Here is a 22,425-nt window from a genome sequence, read left to right as displayed (position 1 = left end):
GAACTATACTTTATGCTTTTTAGCTGGTTTGCATGTTTTGCAAAAATCTTCCAAATCCGCAATTTCCTTCAGCACCTGCTCATGTTTTTCCTTCAGCAGTATTTCATTCCTTCCCATGTCCGTCTCTTGCGCATCTAGCCCGTTCCTGGCAGAATATTCCTTCTGCACGGCATCATACAACGGATCAAAAAACGTTATTCCTGACGCGATAGTTTTTCCTTCATAGAAACGCTTTCTCAATTTTCGTGCGTACAATTCCGAAAGGTCAAATTCGTAACGTGCATAGTTCAATAAAGCATTTGCCGTTTCTTCATCGGGAGCCATTAGCGCGGCGATCTCCCGGTTAAAAGAGCAGCTGACAGTGGAATTAAAGTTTTTGGTGAACAGTAATTGACCATTAGTCGTGTTATACGCAAAACTAATTCTGTCACCAGGATTAATACTATATACTCTTGCGCCGGTGAGCTGCGTCGCTTTTGACTGGAAATCGGAAAACTGCAACTGATATTGACCGTCCCATTGAATGACGGATTGTCCATTCGAATAAATAGACGTCAGTAAAGAAATACTGAATAGGATTTTTTTCACTTTTGCTTGGTTTAATTAAATCAAAACGGGATCACCCGCTTTTTCAGGGCTGCAATAATACTGCAAATTTTTTTTCGCAAAGCTCCTCTTCATTTTATGTTTAAATAAAAGAAAAAGCAGCCGCCACAGGCGACTGCTTCGTTCTTGCTATAATTTTTTCCGAACTAGTTAAAAACTACTTTCTGTTGATCGCGGCTGCTACCCTGCACTACTTGCAGAATATACATACCAGCGGCCAATGAACCGCGTTCTACAGTCACATCAGTAGAACCATTAATAGTTTCAGTTCTGTCAATCACAACCTGCCCCTGCAGATTCATCAGTTGTACATGAGCCGCTTCGTTTGAGCCATCAATATGCACAACCAACTTGTCACTTGCAGGATTAGGACTAACTTCTACATCAAAGCCCGTAGCTTCATTTACAGAAGCCAAAGCAGCTGTAGTAGCAGCTATTTTCAGCGACATGGTTTTATTGTCAAACTTATCAATAGTCAGACATGAGTTATTCGCTGTATAAATTTTGCTTGATCCTGTATAGTTTGCCTTAGCGTACAAAGTCACTTTACAGCCAGTCACCTGCAATGAAGAAATCGTATTCGTTCCAATGCCCTTAGCAACCAGATCACTACTGTTGTAATTACCTGCGGCCAGCGTTACAGACGTACCACCGTAGCTGCAATTAGTAAAGAAAGTAGCATTTGTAGCTACTGGCGTTGGCGGTGTCGGAGGTGTTGGAGGTGTTGGCGGCGGAGTAACGCTGCCATAGCTAACACCATAAATTACGTTTGCACCACCACAGAAGAAATTACCCGCAACGGCAGTATACGGAACGTAGAAGAAACCAGAAGCGCCCCATGAAGCACTCCATGAATTCTGTACTTTCAACAATTGTGCACTGTCGTCGTATCCAACCACACAAACGCAGTGGTTAGCACCAGAGCTGGTGTAGCTCGTGATCACACCTTGAGCGTTTACTGCAAAAGTACTAGCGTTGATGCAGCCGGCAACCGGATAACCTAAGTTCAGCGCATTTTTGTAATCGGTTATTGAACTGCCGTTCAACCAGGCGTTACCACCGTTGGTGCCACCTTTTACTTGTGCAGCCAGCGCATTTTGTGCACTGGTAGGCATTGTGGAACAATCAAGCTGATTGTACACCATCGCATTCCAGGAGCAAACACCAGAACTAGCCAACAGGCTTGCCGCGCTTACCGGACTAGAGCCGCTGGCACAATTGCTGCTCCCTTTAATCTGATTATAGATATAAGCCGGGCTGCGTACAATATCAGCTGTCCAGGCAACATTTCCCATTGCTTCATCCAGCATAATACTCATTGCTGTTGCGTAAGCAAATCCCACACAGCTGCCTTGCTGACCCTGATCCATGATTGGCGGGGTTGGGAGCATAACACCGTTGGCACCTGTGGTGCGTTGTAATGCTGCATTTTTTAAAGGTGAATACTTAGCCAGGATGTCCCAATTTACCTGAGGTTGTTCGGCTATTTGTTGTGGCGTTAATGAAATAAGACCGGTACCGTGGCCATTTACGAGAGGAGTTTCATTGGTTTGCGCTGTTGCGATTAAACTAGAGAATAGCAGAGAAGCTAAGATCGACAAGCGGGTAGTTTTGTTTCTGAACATAGACTACAATTGTTTTTTGTTTTGGTTAAAATGTTACTGTTTGCTGTTTTCAACGCAATTAGTCTATGCAAGTCGATAAATTGGGAAACGAAAGGACGCTGACCTGTTAAACAATTTATGAACCAACAAAGGTGAAATCATGGAGTGGGAAAATTGGGGAATTGGTGGGAATGACGGGTGGGTAGAAAGAAAAATTACGAAATAGTATTAGAAAAAAACAAATTGTGATCTATTTTTTTTTTCAGTTTATACTAAATCATGAAAAAGAACGTTTCCCTACATCATTTATAAAATAATACATAAAACACATCGATATTTTGAAGCTTTATTGAGATTTTTAGTTTGTGTAAAATATTCTACATATCAAAATTCTCACCAAAACCCATATCCCAACTGCATTTCAGACATTATTAAACACACATATAAATGCGGCCACCCAAATAATGAGTGGCCGCATTTATCAATGCAAAATGCATTAACAAAAAATAAATTATTATTTTCTATTCATTATTTCAAAGCTCGGAACAAAGAAATTACCTCAACGGCTTCCTTTACATCGTGCACCCGAAGTATGTTGGCGCCCTGCTGCAGCGCCACCATATTTAGTGCTGTGGTACCATTTAAAGCATGTTCCGGATTTACATGAAGCGTCTTGCAGATCATCGACTTTCTCGAAAGTCCTGCCAGTATTGGCTTTCCAAGCATCCGAAAAGTATGCATATTGCGCAGCAATTCGAAATTATGCGCCACTGTTTTGCCAAAACCAAAACCCAGATCAACAACAATATCAGTAATGCCCGCTTCTGACGCCTGCTGACACATATCTCCGAGACCTTTCCGCACCTCAACAGTTACATTTTCATACTGCGGATTTTCCTGCATATTTTTTGGTACGCCCTGCATATGCATACCTATATAAGGTACTTTCAGCGCAGCTACAATCTGCATCATTTCCGCATCGATCTTGCCACTGCTAATATCATTGACGATGTGCGCACCGGCCTGTATGGCTTCCCTCGCTACGTTAGAATGATATGTATCGATCGACAACCATGCTTCCGGAAAACGATTGCTGATGGCGTTCATAACAGGTATTACACGGGCCAGCTCCTCCTCTGCGTCGCTGATGTCTGAACCCGGCCTTGTAGAAGCGCCGCCAATATCAAGGATCCTGGCGCCCTGGTTTAACATTTTTTCAGCATTTCGCAGCAAACCATCTGCATCGCTGTCCCGTCCTTTAGTATAGAAACTGTCCGGCGTAACGTTGAGAATACCCATTACAACAGGACATTCAAGATTGAGCAGCTGGCCGCGGCTTTGAAGGGTGGTTTGTATGGGTAAAAGTGTATTTTTGGAACTCATCGTTTTAAAACAATGCTTTCAGCATCGCACACAATATTACACAGATGACAAAAACGCTCCAACAATATCACGAGGTAATTACCCGCTGTAAAGATTTATATGTAAAAAAAGCAAAGGACTATGGTACTTCATGGCGTGTACTCCGCACCATTTCTATCGTAGACCAGATATATATTAAAGCATGGCGCATCCGCCAGATACAGGAAACGGGCAAACAGAAAATCGGTGATAGTATTGAAAGCGAATTTGTAGGTATCGTGAACTATGGCATTATCGCAATGGTACAGGAAGTGCTGCCGAAGGAGACACCTTTTGAGCTAAGCCTCGATGAAGCAAAGCAATGGTATGAAGCAAAAGCAAAGGAAATCGAAGACCTGATGCTGGAAAAAAATCATGACTATGGTGAAGCATGGCGCGATATGTCGCAGGAATCTTTTGTAGATCTTATTCTCACAAAACTGCTGCGTGTTCGCCAGATTGTTGCCAACGACGGACAAACTTTAGTCTCAGAAGGAATTGACGCGAACTTTGCCGATATTGTAAACTATGCAATGTTTGCACTGATCAAGATCGGTGAATCGTGAATGGTCAATGGTGAAACGTCAAACGTCAACATGTTTAATCATACTGTCACCCTGAGCGGAGGCGAAGGGCACAACATAGCGTAGAGACGTAGCATGCTACGTCTCTACAACCCAAACACTCAATCAAAAATCATAAATCAACAATCTATCAATAATGAAATACGTTCTCTGGTTACTAAGGATTGTGGTAGGCGTTCTGTTTATTTTCTCAGGACTGGTGAAGGCAAATGACCCGCTTGGATTAAGTTATAAAATGATGGAGTTTTTTGAGGTCTGGCATATGCCAAGTCTCATTTCCTGGTCTCTGTCATTATCTGTACTGATGATCGCTTTTGAGATCATTGCCGGCGTGGCTTTGTTACTCGGTTTTGCGCAGCGCGTCTTCTCCATGCTTTTATTATTACTGATTACGTTTTTCACGTTCCTCACTGCCTATGTCTTATTCTCCGGAAAAATCAAAGAATGCGGCTGTTTTGGTGACTGTATTAAAATAACGAATACCGAAACCTTTTATAAGGATGTTGCGCTGCTGGTAATGGCCATTGTACTCTGGATTTTCCGCAAGCGCATCAAACCGCTGTTCAGCGGCTACCCTAGCCTGGCCCTGATGATCATTACAGTATTCTTTGCATTTGGTATTCAGTGGTATGTTTTGGAACATCTGCCTTTCTACGATTGTCTGCCTTATAAAATTGGCAATAATCTCTACGAGAAATCACAACTGCCGCCAGGCGCTCAGCCTCCCGTTTTTGAAACGGTATTGACTTATGAAAAAGACGGTGTGAAGAAAGATTTCACAACCGCTGATTATCCATGGCAGGACAGTACCTGGAAATTTGTGGACAGCAAAACCAAACTGATTAAAGAAGGTACGGGTGAAGCGGCAATCAAGGATTTTAAACTGAGCGATTACGAAGGCAATGATCACACAGATGAAGTATTGAAAGCACCGGGTTATGTGTTTCTTTTCTTTGTTCGCGATGTCAACAAAGCGCGGACCGACAATATGGATCGTTTGAAACAATTGCTGGACGCAGCCGAAGCGAAAAACATCCCAACCTATATATTGTCTTCCTCTGACCAGCCGAGCACTATGGCATTCCTGCAAAAATGGAATCTGACCAAATTCAATCTGCTGGTGGTAGACAATACAGCAAGCAAAACCGGCATGCGCACCAATCCTGGTCTCATGTTACTGAATAATGGCACGGTAGTCAACAAATGGAGCTTCCGTGACTATCCGAAACAAGTGGATTGGCATAACTAAATTTTCAATTGACAATGGACAGTTGACAGTTTTCCCAAATTGACTCCCAACACCATTGTCAATTGTCAACTCAAATTAATGTTGTCAATTAATATTGAGAACTGTCAACTAAATAGATGATCAGGTTTTTAGCAAAACGAATCAGGTACAGCCTGTTTATTCTTTGGGGTGTGGTAACGTTGGTGTTCTTTATGTTCAACGTACTACCTGCAGATCCTGCACGACTGGTAATGGGCCAGCGCAGCGACCTTGCGTCCATTGAAAATGCACGCCGCGACCTGAATTTAGACAAACCGATGTGGCTGCGCTATTGCCTTTACCTGAATGACCTTTCACCGATCGGACTGCACGAGAATGATTCGGCCACACAAACAAAGTACCATTATCAAAAACTGATTCCGCTTTCTTCCAGGTGCATTGCTGCCAAATGGCCTTATCTCGGCCGTTCTTACCGCACCAAAAAAGAAGTAAGCGCCGTACTTTCAGAAGCATTACCCGGAACCATTATACTAGCACTGGCAGCAATGACGTTTGCTACTATCATTGGCATCTTACTCGGTACGTTAGCTGCACTCAAAAAAGATACCTGGCTTGATACATCTTCAATCGTGGCGAGTGTAGCGGGCATCTCTATGCCTTCCTTTTTCGCAGCCTTACTGATTGCTTATTTCTTCGGCTTTTTATTGCACAGCATTACCGGCCTGAATATGACGGGCAGCCTTTGGGAATATGATGCATTCAAAGGAAAAAGACTCATGCTGCGCAATCTGATTTTACCGGCGTTAGCACTAGGCATTCGTCCGCTGGCGATCATCACACAGCTGACCCGCAGCGCTATGCTGGATGTTTTATCACAGGACTATATCCGCACAGCCAATGCCAAAGGGCTGACCAAAACACGCGTTATCTTCCGGCATGCCTTACCTAATGCGCTTAACCCAGTTATTACCGCAGTCTCTGGCTGGCTGGCCGAATTACTGGCGGGTTCTTTTTTCGTCGAATACATCTTCGGATGGAAAGGCGTTGGCAAAATAACGGTTGATGCCCTCGACAAATTTGACTTTCCCCTGGTTATGGGCGCTGTACTACTCACTGCATTCATCTTTATCATCGTTAATCTGCTGACCGATATTCTATACAGCAAGATCGATCCGCGCGTCCGTTTATAATCGCACCTCATTCAATACACACTTCTTTTTACACAAACAACACGTTTCGCATATCCTATTATACTTTCTTTATCAACGTCATACGAAACATTTTTAACCTCACTGTTACCAAATTATTAAGTTTGAATTATCATTGTGTCAGGACAATATTAACAGATACTTTTGCCCGCAGAACCAAACAATGTTTAATGCGACTCAAAAGATTGACCGCAGTTCATCTTTTACTCTTGTGCGAGCAGTTCCGCGAACACACAAAGCTTCCTGACCAACACCATGGATTCCCGTATTTATACAAGATTTCCAGAATTTCCTTTCAAATCAGATAGCAGGAAATCAGACATCAGCGATATAAAGACAATAAACATTTAAATTTATAATAATTATTTATTCACAATCAAGGTTAAGAAATTATTAATTCTGTGTTAAGACTTAACATAGCCCTTTGTAAGAGATAATTTTGCGACCAAATTTTTAACTAAAACGAATTATGGCGTTTGGATCTTTTGTAAAACTGTTCATGCCGAAAGACCGTGTATTCTACGGATTGTTTGAAGAAGTAACCGCTTCTCTGGTGCAAATGAGTGAAGTGTTTAAAAAAGCGGTTTCTGAAGAGGATTACGCTCGTCGTGATTCTTTGCTGAAAAGCCTGGAAGAACTGGAACACAAAAACGATGAGATCACCCACCGTATCTTTATTGAGCTGGGCCGTAATTTCATTACTCCTTTTGATCGCGAAGACATTCACTTTCTCGCTACATCACTCGACGATGTTGCCGACTACATCTGGGGCGCAGCCAAAAGAATTGTCAATTACAGCATTCATGAGAAAGATGCTATCACAGTTGGCTTTGCAGATATCATCCACCGTTCGGTAAATGAACTGAACAAAGCAGTAAAAGAGCTTCGTAATATGCGCGATCTGCGTTCTATCACCGAAGCATGTGTAAAAATCAACAGCCTTGAGAACGAAGGCGACGAGCTGCTCGATAAAGCAATGATCGGGCTGTTCTCTTCCAATATCAACCCGATTGAACTGATCAAGAAAAAAGACTTGTTCCAGATGCTCGAAATCGTAACAGATAAATGTGAAGATGCAGCGAATGTCATTGAGTCTATTATCATCAAATACTCTTAATCTGTTTCATTCAATTTTATGCCGGCACTCCTTATTGTAATCATCGCTCTGGCGCTGATATTTGACTACATCAACGGTTTCCACGATGCAGCCAACTCCATCGCCACCGTCGTTTCCACAAAAGTACTGACGCCGCTGCAGGCTGTTGTTTGGGCAGCATTGTTCAACTTTGCAGCGTTCTTCATTTTCAAAGATCATGGGGTTGCCAATACGATCTCCAAAACTGTAAAAGAAGAATTCATCACCCTGCCCGTTATCATCTCAGGTTTGCTTGCTGCCATCAGCTGGAACTTGCTGACCTGGTGGTTTGGTATTCCTTCGTCTTCTTCGCATACCCTTATCGGTGGCTTTGCCGGTGCTGCTATTGCACACGCTGGCTTCCATTCGGTAAACCCGGAACCAGTTATTAAAACAGTAAGTTTTATCATCCTGGCGCCGCTGGTGGGCATGATTGCCGCATTTATCATTTCGGTCTGGTTTATTAACTCGTTCAAGAAAGGACTGCTACCCAAAATCATCTCGTTTGCGGTGATCATTGGCGTGCTGGTATTCTTGAACAAGACGCTGGAATATGACCCGGCAAAACTGAAATCACATTTTGACTCTTATGCACTGCGCGTGATTTTCGACGGCAAAAATTTTAAATGGATCTTGCTCGCGTTTATTATGACGATCATGAGTGGCTTTACACTCTTCCTGAGTTCGCTGAATTATGCCAGCTCTCAGAAATGGTTTAAACGCCTGCAGCTGGTCTCTTCTGCAGCATTCAGTATTGGTCACGGCGGTAACGATGCGCAAAAAGTGATGGGTATCATCACCGCTGCGCTGATCGCCAACGGTACAATCAACGACTTTAATCAAATGCCGATCTGGGTACCGCTTGCATGTTATACGGCAATCTCCCTCGGTACTATGAGCGGTGGCTGGAAGATCATCAAAACAATGGGTACACGTATCACGAAGGTGTCTCCGTTTGAAGGTGTAGCTGCTGAAACTGCAGGTGCGCTGACGTTATTCATTACAGAAAACCTCAAGATTCCGGTAAGTACCACACATACTATCACCGGTTCCATTATTGGTGTAGGCGCTACAAAACGTCTATCCGCAGTACGTTGGGGCGTTACGATCAATCTCCTTTGGGCATGGATTCTTACCATTCCGGTGAGCGCATGTATCGCTGCCGTTGTTTATCTGATTTGCTCTTTGTTTATGTAGTAAAATAGATTTTAAATAAACGTAAAACGGTTGCCTCGTTTGAGGCAACCGTTTTTGTTTTAACTGGCGGGAGTTAGTGCATCTGTCACTTTTTTCTTGAAAAAAAAGTAACCAAAAAATTCAAGGCTTAAGGAAACTCCGGCTAAAATGAAAAGGCATGCAGCTACAATTATTGAAGCTTACTATCTGGCGTTATTGCAATACCAATCAAATCTATTGCCGACCATTTCCAATTCTTACAACCATCATAATTGCTTTACGCGCCTGCATTTCATTTTTTAACGCTGTGTTTCCTTAGGCCGGTTGCTTTGTGCGAGGTCAGCTTCAGTACAGAATATTTCAACAAACGAAAACGTAGTAGCATTCCGATGCCTGGCAGCACAGTAGTAATTCAGTTTAATCGAGCAACTGTCGGAGGCCCGGCGTGATCGGGCTCCGACTGCCTTTTTTTGCTTACTTTTTTGGGCAAGCAAAAAAGTAAGAAGAAGCACTTATATATTCATTTTCCGTTTAACATACTTTTAATCAGTTGTGACAAAGAATAAGCACGTTTTTCGCTAACTTTGGAGATTGCCTTATTTTGAACTGATTCATATTACATGTCTTTACCGCCGCTGCTGAAGCACGTTTATAATTATGGTACAGAGGAGGTTATTCGCCGTGGTAAAAAGATTTTTGGTACTTCCGGCGTAAGCCTTTTAGACGTTGACCATCTGCTCGAACAGGTGCGTTTTCGCGTACGAAACGATCTGTATCAGAACTACTACACTGTCACTATTTCCAAATATCTGCATCCCGACCAGCTTTCGGTACGTTGTCAATGTCCATATAATATGGGCGATATCTGCCGTCATGAAGTTGCTGCCCTTTTTCAACTGAATGATATCATACAAAGTGGTCTGTTTGAAAACACTGATGTTACCTATGATCAAAAACATACGGTAGTCCGTTTGCGCAACGTAAACGAACATACGCTGCGTGTGTTTGCCTCTCCGACGATCATGGAGCAGGCAACTATCTGGGCATCTAACAAAAAAGCAATTATTACCAGCAATCGCAACGATCGCATTGAAGCGGAAGTTCCGGAAGCTGAGCTTACATATAAAGTCATCATCAAACAGAACGACGAGAAGTATTTTGATACTTCCTGCGGCTGTAGCGAGACGCAACACCCATTGTGCGTACACAAGGCGACGCTGTTTATTCAACTGCTGCAAACCTTCGGCCCGCAATACTTTCAGACATTGCGCAACTGGGATGAGCAGAAGAATAAATTGCTTCAGCAATACGGGTATACGCTCAATGATGATCTGACCAATAAGTTTACGTTTACCTATGAAAGTGGCAAACCGTTTCTTCGTGTATTAGATCCGACAATTCAGAAAGTAAACAGCGCACCAACACATGTGCGCGAGCGTGAAGAAAGAGTACAGCCGGTAGAAACGATTGTACAGCCGGAAATAAAACGGCTGGGTATTGTAATCGATCCGTCGGTATCCTGGTATCCGTTTGTACAGATCCTGCTTATTGCGGGTAATGCTGACGAAACCGAACATAAATTCAACGGCCCGATTGAGAAGCTGGAATTACAACAGTACATCAATCCCAACCGTTTTCCGGAAGCAGAACGTGAGTTATTACCGATCGTTCGCAAATTCGGGCCAGAAGAAATAATGAAATACCTGAGGAAAAATCTTCCTTTCGGTGATTTCCTCGACGACTATCAAACGGTGCTGAAAGAACAGCCCGCAGAGGATGTGCGTGAGCAGGTGTGGGAATTCCTCTTACCTAAATATCAAAAACTGCTGCAGCGCTTTTCCGCGTATCCGCTTTGCTTTTTGAAAAAACCGGGAAAAGCACTCAACAGTACATCATTAGAACCAATCCGCTTTGCTCCGCAACCAGCGCATGTGCGTCTGCAGGTAAAACGCAAAAATGATATGGTGCACATTTCTTTCCAATGGGAAGTAGAAGGTGTTTATGCCGGCTGGAAAGAAGTGCGTATGCTCAATCCTGGTCTCATCCTGCATCATGACCAGCTTTATGCCGTAGCCAATATGGCCGTTGTAAAACTGGCGCAGGAATTTGCACCCGATGGCAATCTGATTGTTCCCGCAGACGCATGGCCTTCTTATCTCGAAAAAGAAGTCATGAACTGGAGCAAAGAAACTGAAGTAGACTTTGCCGATGATCTCGTTGAACACGTGGACGAAGTAAAGCCAACTTTTGGGTTGCTGCTGCAGGAGCGTGAACAAATGCTGTTGATGTACCCGATATTCCGTTATAATAACGCGGAAATAAAATGGGGCTTTTTCGGCGATGTGATCATGCCGCATAATGGCGTGGTAAAAATCGTAAAGCGCGACGAAGAAACAGAACTTCAATACATCAATATACTGCGTGGTCTGCATTCAGACATGCAACAGAATTATAAAGACCATTTCTTCTATCTGCCGGCTACGCAGGTTTTGGCCAATAACTGGTTCTTCCGGTTTGTAGATACGCTGAAAGAATGGAATGTGGAGATGTATGGATTTGAGGGATTGAAAAATCTCCGGATCAGCCAATACAAACCAGATACCCGTGTGCAGGTCAGCAGCGGTATCGACTGGTTTGATGCTTCTGTAGAAATCGTGTTCGGTGACCAATCCGTAACGATTGCTGATGTAAAAAAAGCACTGGCGCAGAAAGTAAATTATGTAAAGCTGGGCGACGGCACTTTAGGTTTGCTTCCTGAAGAATGGCTGAAAAAATATTCGCTGCTGCTGAAAATGGGCGAAAACAAAGGTGGTAAATTACGCCTGCGTAAAGTGCATTTCAGTGTGCTCGATGAATTGCTCGCCGAAGTGAGTGAAGAAGAACTTGCGAATGAACTGGAGGAAAAGAAAGAACGCCTCAACGGCATCATCTCAAATGACTACGGCAATATCACTCCTTCTTCACATCTCGAAGCAACGCTGCGACCATATCAGGTGGCTGGTTTCCAATGGCTGGTGTTCCTGAAAGAAGCAGGCTGGGGAGGTTTATTGGCCGATGACATGGGTCTTGGTAAAACAGTACAGACACTTTCTTTCTTACAACATCATAAAGAAAATAATCCGGATGCGAAATTTTTGGTCGTGTGCCCTACTACGCTAATGTATAACTGGGAAAACGAGATCAAAAAATTCACACCGAACCTCACACATTTTATCCATCACGGACCAAAACGCAACGCACTTGGACTGAAAATCGATGATTATGATATCATGATCACGACCTACGGCACCATGCGCAGTGATATTAAAGTGATCAAGGAAATCAACTTTGATTACGTAGTGCTCGATGAATCGCAGGCAATCAAAAATCCGCAATCACAAGTAGCGAAAGCGGCATTGCTACTCAACAGCAAAAACCGTCTGGCACTCAGTGGTACACCGGTACAGAATAATACGTTTGACCTTTTTGCTCAGATGAACTTCCTGAATCCGGGTATGTTGGGCAGTCGTGAATTCTTCATGAATGAATTTGCTACGCCAATCGATAAATTCCAGGAAACAGAGGTAAAACAACAATTGCGCAAGCTGATTTATCCATTCCTATTGCGCCGCACTAAAGAGCAGGTGGCAAAAGATTTACCGGAAAAAACAGAAACATTGCTGTTCTGCGAAATGGGCAACGATCAGCGCAAAATATACGATGCATACCGCAATGCTTATGCAAGCCAGATCCTCGGCATGATCGACGAGCGCGGTTTGGAAAGATCACAACTGCACATCTTGCAGGGATTGACCAAACTTCGCCAGATATGTGACTCTCCGGCGATCTTAAATGAGCAGGAAAAATTCGGCAATCACTCTGTGAAGATTGAAGAACTGATGCGTGAAATTGAAGAAAACGTTGGCGACCACAAAGCGCTGGTGTTCTCTCAGTTCCTGGGCATGCTTGGTCTTATTCGTGAACAGCTGGAAGCGAAAGGCATTCCATACGCATATTTTGATGGTAGTACTTCATCGACAGACAGAGAAAAAGCGATTCAGAATTTCCAGAACAATCACGAATGCCGTGTGTTTCTGATTTCACTGAAAGCTGGTGGTATCGGTCTCAACTTAACTGCAGCTGATTATGTGTACATCGTAGATCCATGGTGGAACCCTGCTGTAGAACAACAAGCAATTGACCGGACGCACCGTATCGGACAAACGAAAAATATTTTTGCATACCGTCTTATTTGTAAGGACACAATTGAAGAGAAGATGCTGCAATTACAAGACCGCAAGCGCTCACTCGCTAATGATCTCGTAGCTGATGACAGCGCCTTCCTGAAACGCTTGACCAGAGAGGATATTGCATTCCTTTTAAGCTAACAATGGTGAATTGCTCATGTTATTTATGAAATAAAGGTCAACGTCGTTGACCTTTTCATTTTCTATTATCTGAAGACGTAGCATGCTACGTCTCTACAGAATGGTTGAAACTTCACGTTTGACCATTCACCACTTACCAATCCCATTGATCAAATGTATACACAAACTTATGTAAGTACACCCCACCAACCATGCCCATGCCGTTCGTAACATTTCCATCTATTTTTACGGGCTGCGCCAACGATGTAAATCCGGTAGAAGGTTCATACATTTCATAACCTTTCAGGAAATTAAAATAAGATTCGCTGACTGATTTTACCAATAACACAATCCGCCCCTTTGCGCTGTCTTCATCCGCCCGGAAAATAGTAGTATCCAAATAAACAGATGTGGTATACGCCAGGCCGTTGAAACGCACGTCAGATAAGAGAATCCGACGATTTGTACTCAAGGCATTACTCAACTTAATATTTTCTGTGGCAGGATCATCGGTATAAATATCCACTCGCTCATAAGTAGGACTATAACTAGTATCCCAAATTACCGGCGGCAATGTGCCAGCCGCTTTCAGACTATCATACAGATCTTTATTGTCTGAAGCTTTTATAGTTTGTCCGTTGTAGGTAAAGGTTCCATCGATATACACTTTTTGTTTCAGCGCTTCGATAGTATAAAAATTCATAGCCGAACCATCGTCAATAATATTCACTTTTGCCCGCCAGAGATTAGAACCCGAATACAAAACAGTGGCAGTGTCTGCGACATAAGTATTGAACGGCTGCGGAATAGTGACGCTACAACTCGCTGTACCTAGCTGACTATTTTGCGCCGTGATCGTATAAGTCTGTCCGCTTTGAATTAAATCAGGTGCAGAAAAAATCAGCGTATGCACCATGTTCGAAAATCCGTCCACACGTCCGTTCAGTGTCCACAACATTCCCGACGAAGAAGTCATCGTTGCAGCAAGCCCGGCGGGCAATTCAAACTTAAGCGAAGAGCCCGAAGAAAGCGGTACACTTTGGCCACCACGGAAATTGATGGAATCACCGGCAACCAATTCTCCAAGCAGCACCACTTCGTTTTTTGCGCTGATATCGGGCAATTTCAGATCTTTGGTACAGGCATTCAACAGCACCGCAATGCTAAAGTACGCGATGGTTTTACTGATTACTTTAGTCCATTTCATCGCTTAGAATTTCAGTTTATAAGTGACGTAAGGAATAAATTGCAGATAGCTGAGTCCTTGTAGTTGCAGGTTCCCTTTTTCCAGATCATTGGTCAGTGTAACAAACATTACATTCTTGCGTGCATACACGTTGAAAATGCCCACAGACCAGGTTCTTTCCAGATTATTCTTTTTCTTTTTCACGAAATCCATACCGATATCTAACCGGTGAACTGCAGGCAAACGGTAAGCATTCCACTTCGAGTAATGATATGTATACGATGTGCTGCTCGCATTACCTTGCGTAATTAAAAGGTTGTTGTCAAAATCGGGGTACACCTGATCAGGTAAGGTAAATGCTTCGCCGCTCATGAACATCCAGTTGGCTGTAAAGCGCATGCCTTTTTTGATACGGTAGGTTCCCGCAATTTTTATATTATGCCTGCGATCATAACGATATGGAAACGGATCTCCATTATTCAGATCATCAAATTGCCGCCAGTTCCATGCAAGCGTATACGCAAGCGAAGCAGACACCGGCCCTATGCGCTTTTCAAGCGAAAGCTCTGCTCCATATGCCCAACCTTTCCCCTGCTCTACTTTCTGCTGCCAGTTATCTGAATTATCAAACAATGTTTTACCAGCTGTATAGGTAATCACGTTGAGCATGTCTTTATAATACACTTCAACATTCGCGTGAACGCCGGCAATAGTTGTATTGTAGCCAAGCGTGCCCTGATATGCTTCTTCCGGCTTTATGATCTTCGTACTTGGCACCCAGAAATCAGTGGGCAGACCGTATGTATTGTTATTAATCAGGTGTAGAAATTGCGCCATATGCGAAAACGAAGCGTAGAGCGAACTTTCACTATTGACATCATAAGAAAAATAAACTCTGGGCTGCAGGCTGGAATAATCGTACTGACCGCTATACCAGTTAGCCCAATGCAAACCTAAGCGCGTTGAGAACTTTTTAGAAATTTTGATTTCATCTTCGGCATATACGGTAAGTTCGTTAGAAAGCATAGTACCACTGCCTTTCGTCGGCGGAACGATCACTTTAGAATCGGTACTTTGAATTTCTGTCGGCACGAAATAAGTACGCGCATAGTTACCGCCAAACTCTACTTTATGTCTGTAATTCGGGAACCATTGCCCTTGCAGTTGCAGCGAAATATCCTTGATCGAAGACACACCAACATAGTTACTCAGATTGGAAATAATACCACTATCGATTACCTGGTTCTGATCCTTCAATTCATAAGAAAACTGGCTATAGGTAAAGATTGTATTCAAAAAGAATTTCGGATTGAGGATCGAATTCCATTTGGCGGAAGCAATAGTATTTCCCCAGCGGGTGCGAAAGAACGCGTCATCTTCAGAATAACGGATCTGATCGCGGCCATTATAAAAACTCAGGTAGATATGGTTGTCATCATTAAGGATATAATTGACCTTAGCATTAATATCGTAAAAATTAACGCCTACCTGACTGTAAAACGGTGCAAACAAACCATCAATCCAGGTGCGCCGCGCAGAGACCATGTAAGAACAGCGATCCTTTAAAATCGGCCCTTCCAGCATGAGACTCGCCTTCACCAACCCCATCGTAAACTGCCCGCCGGTTGTTTGCATATCGCCATCTTTGGTGTGCACATCTACGATAGAAGAAATACGGCCACCATAACGCGCCGGAAAAGCGCCCTTGTAAAAATCCACTGACTTTATTGCATCCGAATTGTACACCGACGTGACGCCGAAAAGATGATCGACATAGTAAAGCGGTACACCATCGAGCAAATTCAGATTTTGCCCCGGGTCGCCGCCGCGCACTTGTATACCTGTTGTACCGTCTATGCCCGACTGCACACCCGGGTACATCTGCAAGGCACGCATCACGTCTGTTTCGCCCAGCAACGATTGATAACGCGCAATATCACGCATCGAGAGCTGTATGTAATCACCATTGTTTTCGTTGGAGCGATGTGCGGAGACTTTTACCTCTCTTAATCTACTACCGTCTTGCTGCAGCAACATATCCACGCGACGATGATCATTTACGTTAAAAACAACAGTATCCGTGCGGTAACCAACATAAGAGACGTACGCCTTGTAAATGCCTCTTGGTAAAGTGATACTGTAAAAACCAAAACTATTAGTCACTGTTCCGGCACTTAATGCGGGAAAATAAATGCTGGCACCGATGAGCGCCTCTTTGGTGTTCTTATCTTTTATATAACCGTCTGTAGGAAAAAACTGCGAAACGCTACCTGTGCTCCCCTCATCGGGTGCATCTATCGGAACAATCAGAATTTTATCTGCGCGCTCCACAATTTTCAGCGGCTGCTTACCGATAATCGTTTTCAGCACGTCTGAAACAGAATGCTCATCGCCGTGCATTTTTACTTTTTGCTGTCCGTTTAAAACAGCAGTGCTATAAGAAATAGAGATGCCCGTCTTTTGGGTAATAGACTCGAAATAAGACTGGATAGATCCTTTAGAAAATGGCGGTGTGAAAGGCGTTTGCAATAAGCGTCCGTCCTGGGCCCATAAAAACCCGGAGACTATCATGCAGCAGCACAACAGGAAAAAACATCTCAAAAGCCTGTTCATTATCACTTTGCGGTGATAATATACATATTATTTTGCTTTGCCCATTTACATTGGGTGATGAGACATATTTCCGTCAGCATTTCTTCAACAGATTGCTCGTGGAAAGAGATATTGATCGCCTGGGATTTTTGGGTGGCAGACAGGCTGGCGTCAAGCCGGATCTGCGTATCGGTCACTTTTGCAATGGATGCTACGACCTCGTCAAATGGCGTCTGGCGAAATTCCAGATTGCCGGTTTTCCAGTAAAGATAATTATCATCGGCCACCGCATCTTTCGCAATTGGTCCGGCAGCAACAATTGCATGCTCGCCTTTTGTGAGTACTACTTTTTCTTCCGAGTTGTCATGATTGGTTACCTGCACACGACCGCTGGCAACGGTTACCTCTGTGCGCTGATCATTACAGCAAACATTAAACTTGGTGCCAAGCACACGTACATCAGCTTTTTTAGCACCGATGGTAAACGGCTGGTGCTCGTTGTGAGTTACTTCGAAGAAAGCCTCGCCGCTAAGCGCGACATGACGTTCTGAAGCGGCAAATTCTTTAGGGTAAGTAAGTGTACTGCCTTTTTTCAGGGTTACATGCGTACCATCAGGCAATACAATCATTTGGTTTTGGGTGGAAGCCAGTACTTTCACATCAGCTGGTGAAGCCAGGCGAAATACAAAAAAGCCAATGAGCAAAACGGCGGCAGCACCAACTGCCCATTTTGTCAAAGAAATAACGCGGGTAGGCTTTTTGTCCTGTAATTTATCGGGGCAGATTCTTGACGATATTTTAGCCCAGGCGGCGGAAGCATCACAAACCGGCAATTTTTCAATCACCTGGCCGGCTGCCTGCCACGCTGTTTTTACTGAATCCAGCTCTTTTGAGTGGTCCGGATTTTCAGCGAGCCAGTTTTGCAATAATTGCAATTCAGCAGCTGAGGCCTCGTTGCTCAGTTGCTTTGCAATAATTATTTGAATTTGCTCATTCATGCTCTACTCTATAATACGCAGGAAATCATAGAAACCCCTACAAAAAGTAAATATTTTTTTGCAAACAATATCATAAGTCCAGTCAATAAGGAGAATGCAACTGATTCTCTCAGAATCTTAATCGCCTTGCCCATCTGATTTTCGATCGTTTTAACCGAAAGTCCCAACGTTGCGGCTGCGTCTTTATAACTCAGCCCATGCAGTTTTACCAGAAGAAAAACCTCTTTACATTTTGGCGGCAACATATTAAGCGCTCCCGCTATCTTTTTTACCTGCGGATCTTCTGTTTCCACAATTTCTACATGAAATGCCGGTTCCGGATCTGGCTCAGGTGCCGTTTCCGTAAACACCATCATTTGCGTTTTCTGCTTTCTGATAGCTGAAATGCAGTTATTCTTTACGGCCGTAATGAGATAAAAACGAATATTAGGGGCAGTGATCAGTTCGCGCTTTTGCTCCCAGATCTTAATAAAAGTGTCTTGCACAACGTCTTCCGCCAGCTGCGAATCCTGCATATAGGTATACGCATAGCGGCATAATTTGACGTATTCTTGATCAAACAGGGATTTAAATACAGATTCTTCCGACACTTTTGTCATTGGGCTAATTGACGAAACAAAAAAACGGGATTTTCTTTAACCGGAAAAGCAAAACACCGGATATCGGATTGAAAAATTACATAAAACAAAAAACGGGGCTTTTTAATGCCCCGTCGCTATCTCTTTATTTGCTCTCACCACTGTGATTCAGATATTTTCTCCAATTGGCAAAAGCACTACAGGATTCATATTCCGGATCAATCTTCATATAGTAAGAAGGCAATTTATCTTCCAGCCATTTTTCTACTTTTTCATTTTGCTTCTGAGAAAGAGCTACTTGCTGAATTTTATTATAATCGTCTGTAAGATTGGCTTTGTGTGGTTCGTTTCTGCCCTTCATATAAATGATGCGGCAAGATTTATCACCTGATTGTTTTGTGAAAACCTGTGGCTGCGAATAAGTACCCATTTTCACACTGTCTACCATCAACGCCATTGCAGGATCGAGCTGATCAATTTCCAGCTGTGTACTGTTCGTACGCGGATCTGAAATCATACCGCCGGTAAGTTTGGATGCCTCATCCGTAGAATATTTACCTACTGCCTGGGCGAAAGTCAGTTTTCCAGTTACCAGTTCTGCACGTACACTGTCCAGTTTTTCCATCGATTTTTTGAAATCGGCTGAAGTACGGTCAGGAATAATAAGGATATGACGCAGATCGGCCTGATCGCCTTTGCGCTGGATCATCTGTATAATATGGTAACCAAATTGTGTTTTAATGATTGGCGATACTTCACCATTCTGCAGTTTGAACGCTGCCACCACGAATTCCGGAGCCCAGCCACCCGAGGTGCGGCTTACCCCATCGTAGCGACCGCCATTATCACGGCTTCCCGGATCCTGACTGTAAATGCTGGCCATTGTTTCGAAACTTTTGCCCTCGTCTACGATCTGTTTACGGATATCTTCCAGTTTTTTGTAAGCATATTGGTCCATTTCCGGACTTACCGGCGGATCAATTACGATCTGTCCGATCTCTACTGATGCAGGGAAAAACGGCAAACTATCTTTTGGAATTTTATTGTAGAATGCTTTTACCTCTGTCGGTGTAATGGTTACGTGTTCCAGGATTTTCTGCTGCACTTTTTCACGCATCATTTCTTCCCGCACCACGTCACGATATTCGTCCTTCAACTGGTAAATGGTTTTACCGGTTGCTTCTTCCATTCTTTCTTTTGTTCCGTATACACTACTGATGAAGTAACGGATACGGTTATCGAGCTGACCGTCTACATCATCGTCACTCACCAGCAAGCTGTCACGTTCTGCCTGTTCTACCAGTACTTTAGACATGATCATCTGCTGCAGAATGGAACATTTCATAGTATCATTCCACTGATCAGGATTTTGCATACGCATGCTTGTTGCCTGCGCTTCCAGTTCAGACTGAAGGATGATGCGGTTACGTCCTACTACGGCAAGTATTTTATCAGCAGCGCCCTGTGGCTGTGCGGCGGCTTTGTGGCCGGCAAACAAACTGATAGACAGAACAAGCGCAAATAAACAGGTACTGAACAGGAAAGAGTAACGCCTCATCATGCGAATTGGATAATAACGAAAATAGTTAGCGAACAAAAGTAGTGTATTTAAGGGCTTTACATAGGCAGGCCCTGTTTTTTAACGTTTATTATTAATTTTTATTTTTCGGGAAGATATCTTTTACCTTTTTATCATTGTAAAAGTCCGCGGCAACCGGCGCCAGACGGTGCTGACCTGCCCAGGCGGTAAATGCTTTCACTTCTCCTTCGTGGAACTTATTCCAGGCATCATATTGTTGCTGGTTATCGGCACGGCCAAACATCCACTGATTATATACATCAAAATTGCCATTTCTCAGCAATTCATCCTGAAACTTAAATAAGGTGAACGGATATTGGGCAGCATAGTTTGTCTGCCATTCCATCAAAAAACGGGTACGCAGCATAATGAGGTTTTCGGTCGTAATGCCATCACTCACTACCGGCGCCAGCTTCATATAAGTGGTTTTCACCGCAGTTTCAAAGTTGCTGATATTCTCCTTCTTATTCTGTCCGAAACCGGGCAATTCACCTGTAACAGGTGTATAATACAGTTTTTTATAGGCCGCCAGCAGCATTTTCCGGGTTTCGTTAGACCTTGGCGTCTGCTGTTCCATGTTCACAAAAATCTCTCCATATATAATAGCCCAGACAATCTTATTTGAAATAAAATAGGTCCGACTTGCCTCATAATAATTAACATGGTACGCAGGTTCTGCCTCAATGCCTTCCACCCAGGCTTTTAAGGCGTTCTCCTCATCATTTACATCATCATATTGCTTACCGAGCTCATGATAAAGTAAACCGGAATGCGGGAAACGTTCTATTCCTTTAGATAAAACAGATTTTGCCTTCTTTGCTTCTCCCTGTGCCGCCAAGCTTGCACCAGCGAGCTGAAAACATTGTTCATCAGCTGCGCCTGATTTGATAACCGGGTCCAATTGTTTGTACGCATCCACGTAATTGCCGGAAAGCTGATATGCCTGTGCCAGATCACGACGAAGCACCATTATATCTGGCGCCAGCTGTATGGCCTGCTGATAGGTCACAACTGCCTGACGGATATTGCCTGACGTGAGATAATTACGCGCCTGCTGATACATCTGCTCTACCTCCGGCGAGGGCCATGCGGTTTGCGCAAAAGCCTGTACGGAAGCCAGCGTAATGCCGGCAGCCAATACATATCTGCGCACGGTCTTCGTGAATTGGTTGGTCATAAATTGCAGCAAAGGTATTGATAATTTGTACCAATGAAATGTGTTTAATCTGTTTAATGTGAGGAATGTGTTTGACCTACGTTCTGATTAAAAATGTGAGGAATGTGCTGAAATGTGGATTAATGTGTTTACCCTGATCCTGATTAAAAATGTGTTTAATCTGTTTAATGTGAGGAATGTGTTTGACCCACATTCTGATTAAAAAGGTGATGTATGTGATAAATGTGGTTTAATATGTTTGCCCTGATCCTGATTAAAAATGCGTTTAATCTGTTTAATGTGAGGAATGTGTTTGGTCCAGATTCTAAATAAAAATGCGGTGAATGTGATAAATGTGGTTTAATGTGTTTGCCCAGATCCTGATTAAAAATGTGTTTAATCTGAGGAATCTGTTTAACCCACGTACTTACATTCCCCTCTTGGGCACATTATACCCAATTGCGCACATTTATCACATTCCCTCTATTTCGTGCATTCACCATATTAATCACATTTCGGCACATTCCTCACATTACGAAAACAGGGTCTTAACATTCTTTTAAACAGATCAGTTTTTTATAATTCACCGGAATGATGCATATTTGCCTTGATGCGTCAACATCTTGCCATGTTTTTTCTATTGATCTTCTCCTTTCAGGTACTGCCTGTAAAGGAGATCGGCAAGTTATTGTTCAAATCAACCACTACTGAAGAAATACATGAAGGCCATGCAGACGACGGTCCCGACCTTAAAATCAAAAAAGAAGGCGACCCGTTTCATGTGAGTTTCATGGACATGACCTCCACCGCAAGAGCGAAAGAATTTACAGCTAAAGTGCTGCTGGTAATCCACCGCACCGCCTCACTTCCGGATTACCATATACCGGACATCCTCACGCCGCCTCCCAACTGCTAGTTTTTTCTGAGCCTCCCCGCTCATTGTATCCTGCTGTCTGAGAAAGACTGCAGCATCTTCCTTTTTATTCTCACAAAATCATCTTGTGCCACGTGCATGCATGTTTGTTCCGTGCATTTGCCGGCATACCAT

General features: G+C 43.4%; 17 protein-coding genes. 8 read left to right on the top strand and 9 right to left on the bottom strand.

Features of this window, described 5'->3' with window-relative positions:
* Positions 1 to 3: 3 nt before the first annotated feature.
* The 3 genes from DN068_RS15340 to folP all read right to left on the bottom strand — a co-directional run bounded on the left by DN068_RS15340 (position 4) and on the right by folP (position 3,593).
* Positions 4 to 588, bottom strand: coding sequence for a hypothetical protein (locus DN068_RS15340; protein WP_110999818.1), 585 nt, complete (start codon positions 586 to 588; stop codon positions 4 to 6).
* Between the two features lie 164 nt (positions 589 to 752).
* On the bottom strand, positions 753 to 2,231 hold the full coding sequence (locus tag DN068_RS15335; protein WP_110999817.1) for a C1 family peptidase: 1,479 nt from the start codon (positions 2,229 to 2,231) through the stop codon (positions 753 to 755).
* Between the two features lie 507 nt (positions 2,232 to 2,738).
* Entirely contained in the window at positions 2,739 to 3,593 is an 855-nt protein-coding gene (gene folP, locus DN068_RS15330) for a dihydropteroate synthase (protein WP_110999816.1), read from the bottom strand.
* A 44-nt stretch (positions 3,594 to 3,637) separates the two neighbouring features.
* Between folP and DN068_RS15325 the strand changes: the two genes are divergently transcribed.
* The 7 genes from DN068_RS15325 to DN068_RS15300 all read left to right on the top strand — a co-directional run bounded on the left by DN068_RS15325 (position 3,638) and on the right by DN068_RS15300 (position 13,309).
* Positions 3,638 to 4,177 (top strand): DUF1599 domain-containing protein, encoded by a 540-nt coding sequence (locus tag DN068_RS15325; protein ID WP_110999815.1) that lies wholly within the window; start codon positions 3,638 to 3,640, stop codon positions 4,175 to 4,177.
* 154 nt (positions 4,178 to 4,331) lie between these two features.
* Positions 4,332 to 5,444, top strand: a complete 1,113-nt coding sequence (locus DN068_RS15320) for a BT_3928 family protein (RefSeq protein WP_110999814.1) — start codon at positions 4,332 to 4,334, stop codon at positions 5,442 to 5,444.
* Positions 5,445 to 5,560: 116 nt separating this feature from the next.
* Entirely contained in the window at positions 5,561 to 6,613 is a 1,053-nt protein-coding gene (locus DN068_RS15315; RefSeq protein WP_110999813.1) for an ABC transporter permease, read from the top strand.
* A 487-nt stretch (positions 6,614 to 7,100) separates the two neighbouring features.
* Positions 7,101 to 7,748 (top strand): DUF47 domain-containing protein, encoded by a 648-nt coding sequence (locus DN068_RS15310; RefSeq protein WP_110999812.1) that lies wholly within the window; start codon positions 7,101 to 7,103, stop codon positions 7,746 to 7,748.
* Positions 7,749 to 7,766: 18 nt separating this feature from the next.
* The gene (locus tag DN068_RS15305; protein WP_110999811.1) at positions 7,767 to 8,963 is read left to right on the top strand and encodes an inorganic phosphate transporter; all 1,197 of its coding nucleotides are present in this window, start codon (positions 7,767 to 7,769) and stop codon (positions 8,961 to 8,963) included.
* A gap of 147 nt (positions 8,964 to 9,110) precedes the next feature.
* The gene (locus DN068_RS22435; RefSeq protein ID WP_262508863.1) at positions 9,111 to 9,245 is read left to right on the top strand and encodes a hypothetical protein; all 135 of its coding nucleotides are present in this window, start codon (positions 9,111 to 9,113) and stop codon (positions 9,243 to 9,245) included.
* 317 nt (positions 9,246 to 9,562) lie between these two features.
* Positions 9,563 to 13,309, top strand: coding sequence for a DEAD/DEAH box helicase (locus tag DN068_RS15300; protein WP_110999810.1), 3,747 nt, complete (start codon positions 9,563 to 9,565; stop codon positions 13,307 to 13,309).
* Positions 13,310 to 13,442: 133 nt separating this feature from the next.
* Here the strand turns inward: DN068_RS15300 and DN068_RS15295 are convergent, their stop codons facing one another.
* The 6 genes from DN068_RS15295 to DN068_RS15270 form a co-directional block, all read right to left on the bottom strand.
* Positions 13,443 to 14,495 carry a DUF4249 family protein gene (locus DN068_RS15295; RefSeq protein WP_110999809.1) on the bottom strand — a complete coding sequence of 351 codons (1,053 nt, stop codon included), beginning with the start codon at positions 14,493 to 14,495 and terminating at the stop codon, positions 13,443 to 13,445.
* A 3-nt stretch (positions 14,496 to 14,498) separates the two neighbouring features.
* Positions 14,499 to 17,045 carry a TonB-dependent receptor gene (locus DN068_RS15290; protein WP_207798970.1) on the bottom strand — a complete coding sequence of 849 codons (2,547 nt, stop codon included), beginning with the start codon at positions 17,043 to 17,045 and terminating at the stop codon, positions 14,499 to 14,501.
* Positions 17,046 to 17,089: 44 nt separating this feature from the next.
* The gene (locus DN068_RS15285; protein ID WP_110999807.1) at positions 17,090 to 18,064 is read right to left on the bottom strand and encodes a FecR family protein; all 975 of its coding nucleotides are present in this window, start codon (positions 18,062 to 18,064) and stop codon (positions 17,090 to 17,092) included.
* Between the two features lie 8 nt (positions 18,065 to 18,072).
* The gene (locus tag DN068_RS15280; RefSeq protein WP_110999806.1) at positions 18,073 to 18,663 is read right to left on the bottom strand and encodes an RNA polymerase sigma-70 factor; all 591 of its coding nucleotides are present in this window, start codon (positions 18,661 to 18,663) and stop codon (positions 18,073 to 18,075) included.
* A 124-nt stretch (positions 18,664 to 18,787) separates the two neighbouring features.
* The gene (locus tag DN068_RS15275) at positions 18,788 to 20,203 is read right to left on the bottom strand and encodes a peptidylprolyl isomerase (protein WP_110999805.1); all 1,416 of its coding nucleotides are present in this window, start codon (positions 20,201 to 20,203) and stop codon (positions 18,788 to 18,790) included.
* A gap of 91 nt (positions 20,204 to 20,294) precedes the next feature.
* Complete coding sequence (locus DN068_RS15270) at positions 20,295 to 21,398, bottom strand: tetratricopeptide repeat protein (RefSeq protein WP_110999804.1); 1,104 nt, start codon at positions 21,396 to 21,398, stop codon at positions 20,295 to 20,297.
* 607 nt (positions 21,399 to 22,005) lie between these two features.
* Between DN068_RS15270 and DN068_RS15265 the strand changes: the two genes are divergently transcribed.
* Complete coding sequence (locus tag DN068_RS15265) at positions 22,006 to 22,293, top strand: hypothetical protein (RefSeq protein ID WP_123985370.1); 288 nt, start codon at positions 22,006 to 22,008, stop codon at positions 22,291 to 22,293.
* The last annotated feature ends 132 nt before the right edge of the window (positions 22,294 to 22,425 follow it).

Source organism: Taibaiella soli (assembly GCF_003236175.1).
GTDB lineage: Bacteria > Bacteroidota > Bacteroidia > Chitinophagales > Chitinophagaceae > QKTW01.
The sequence above is the reverse complement of the archived record's forward strand: the minus strand, read 5'-3'. Positions and strand labels throughout refer to the sequence as shown.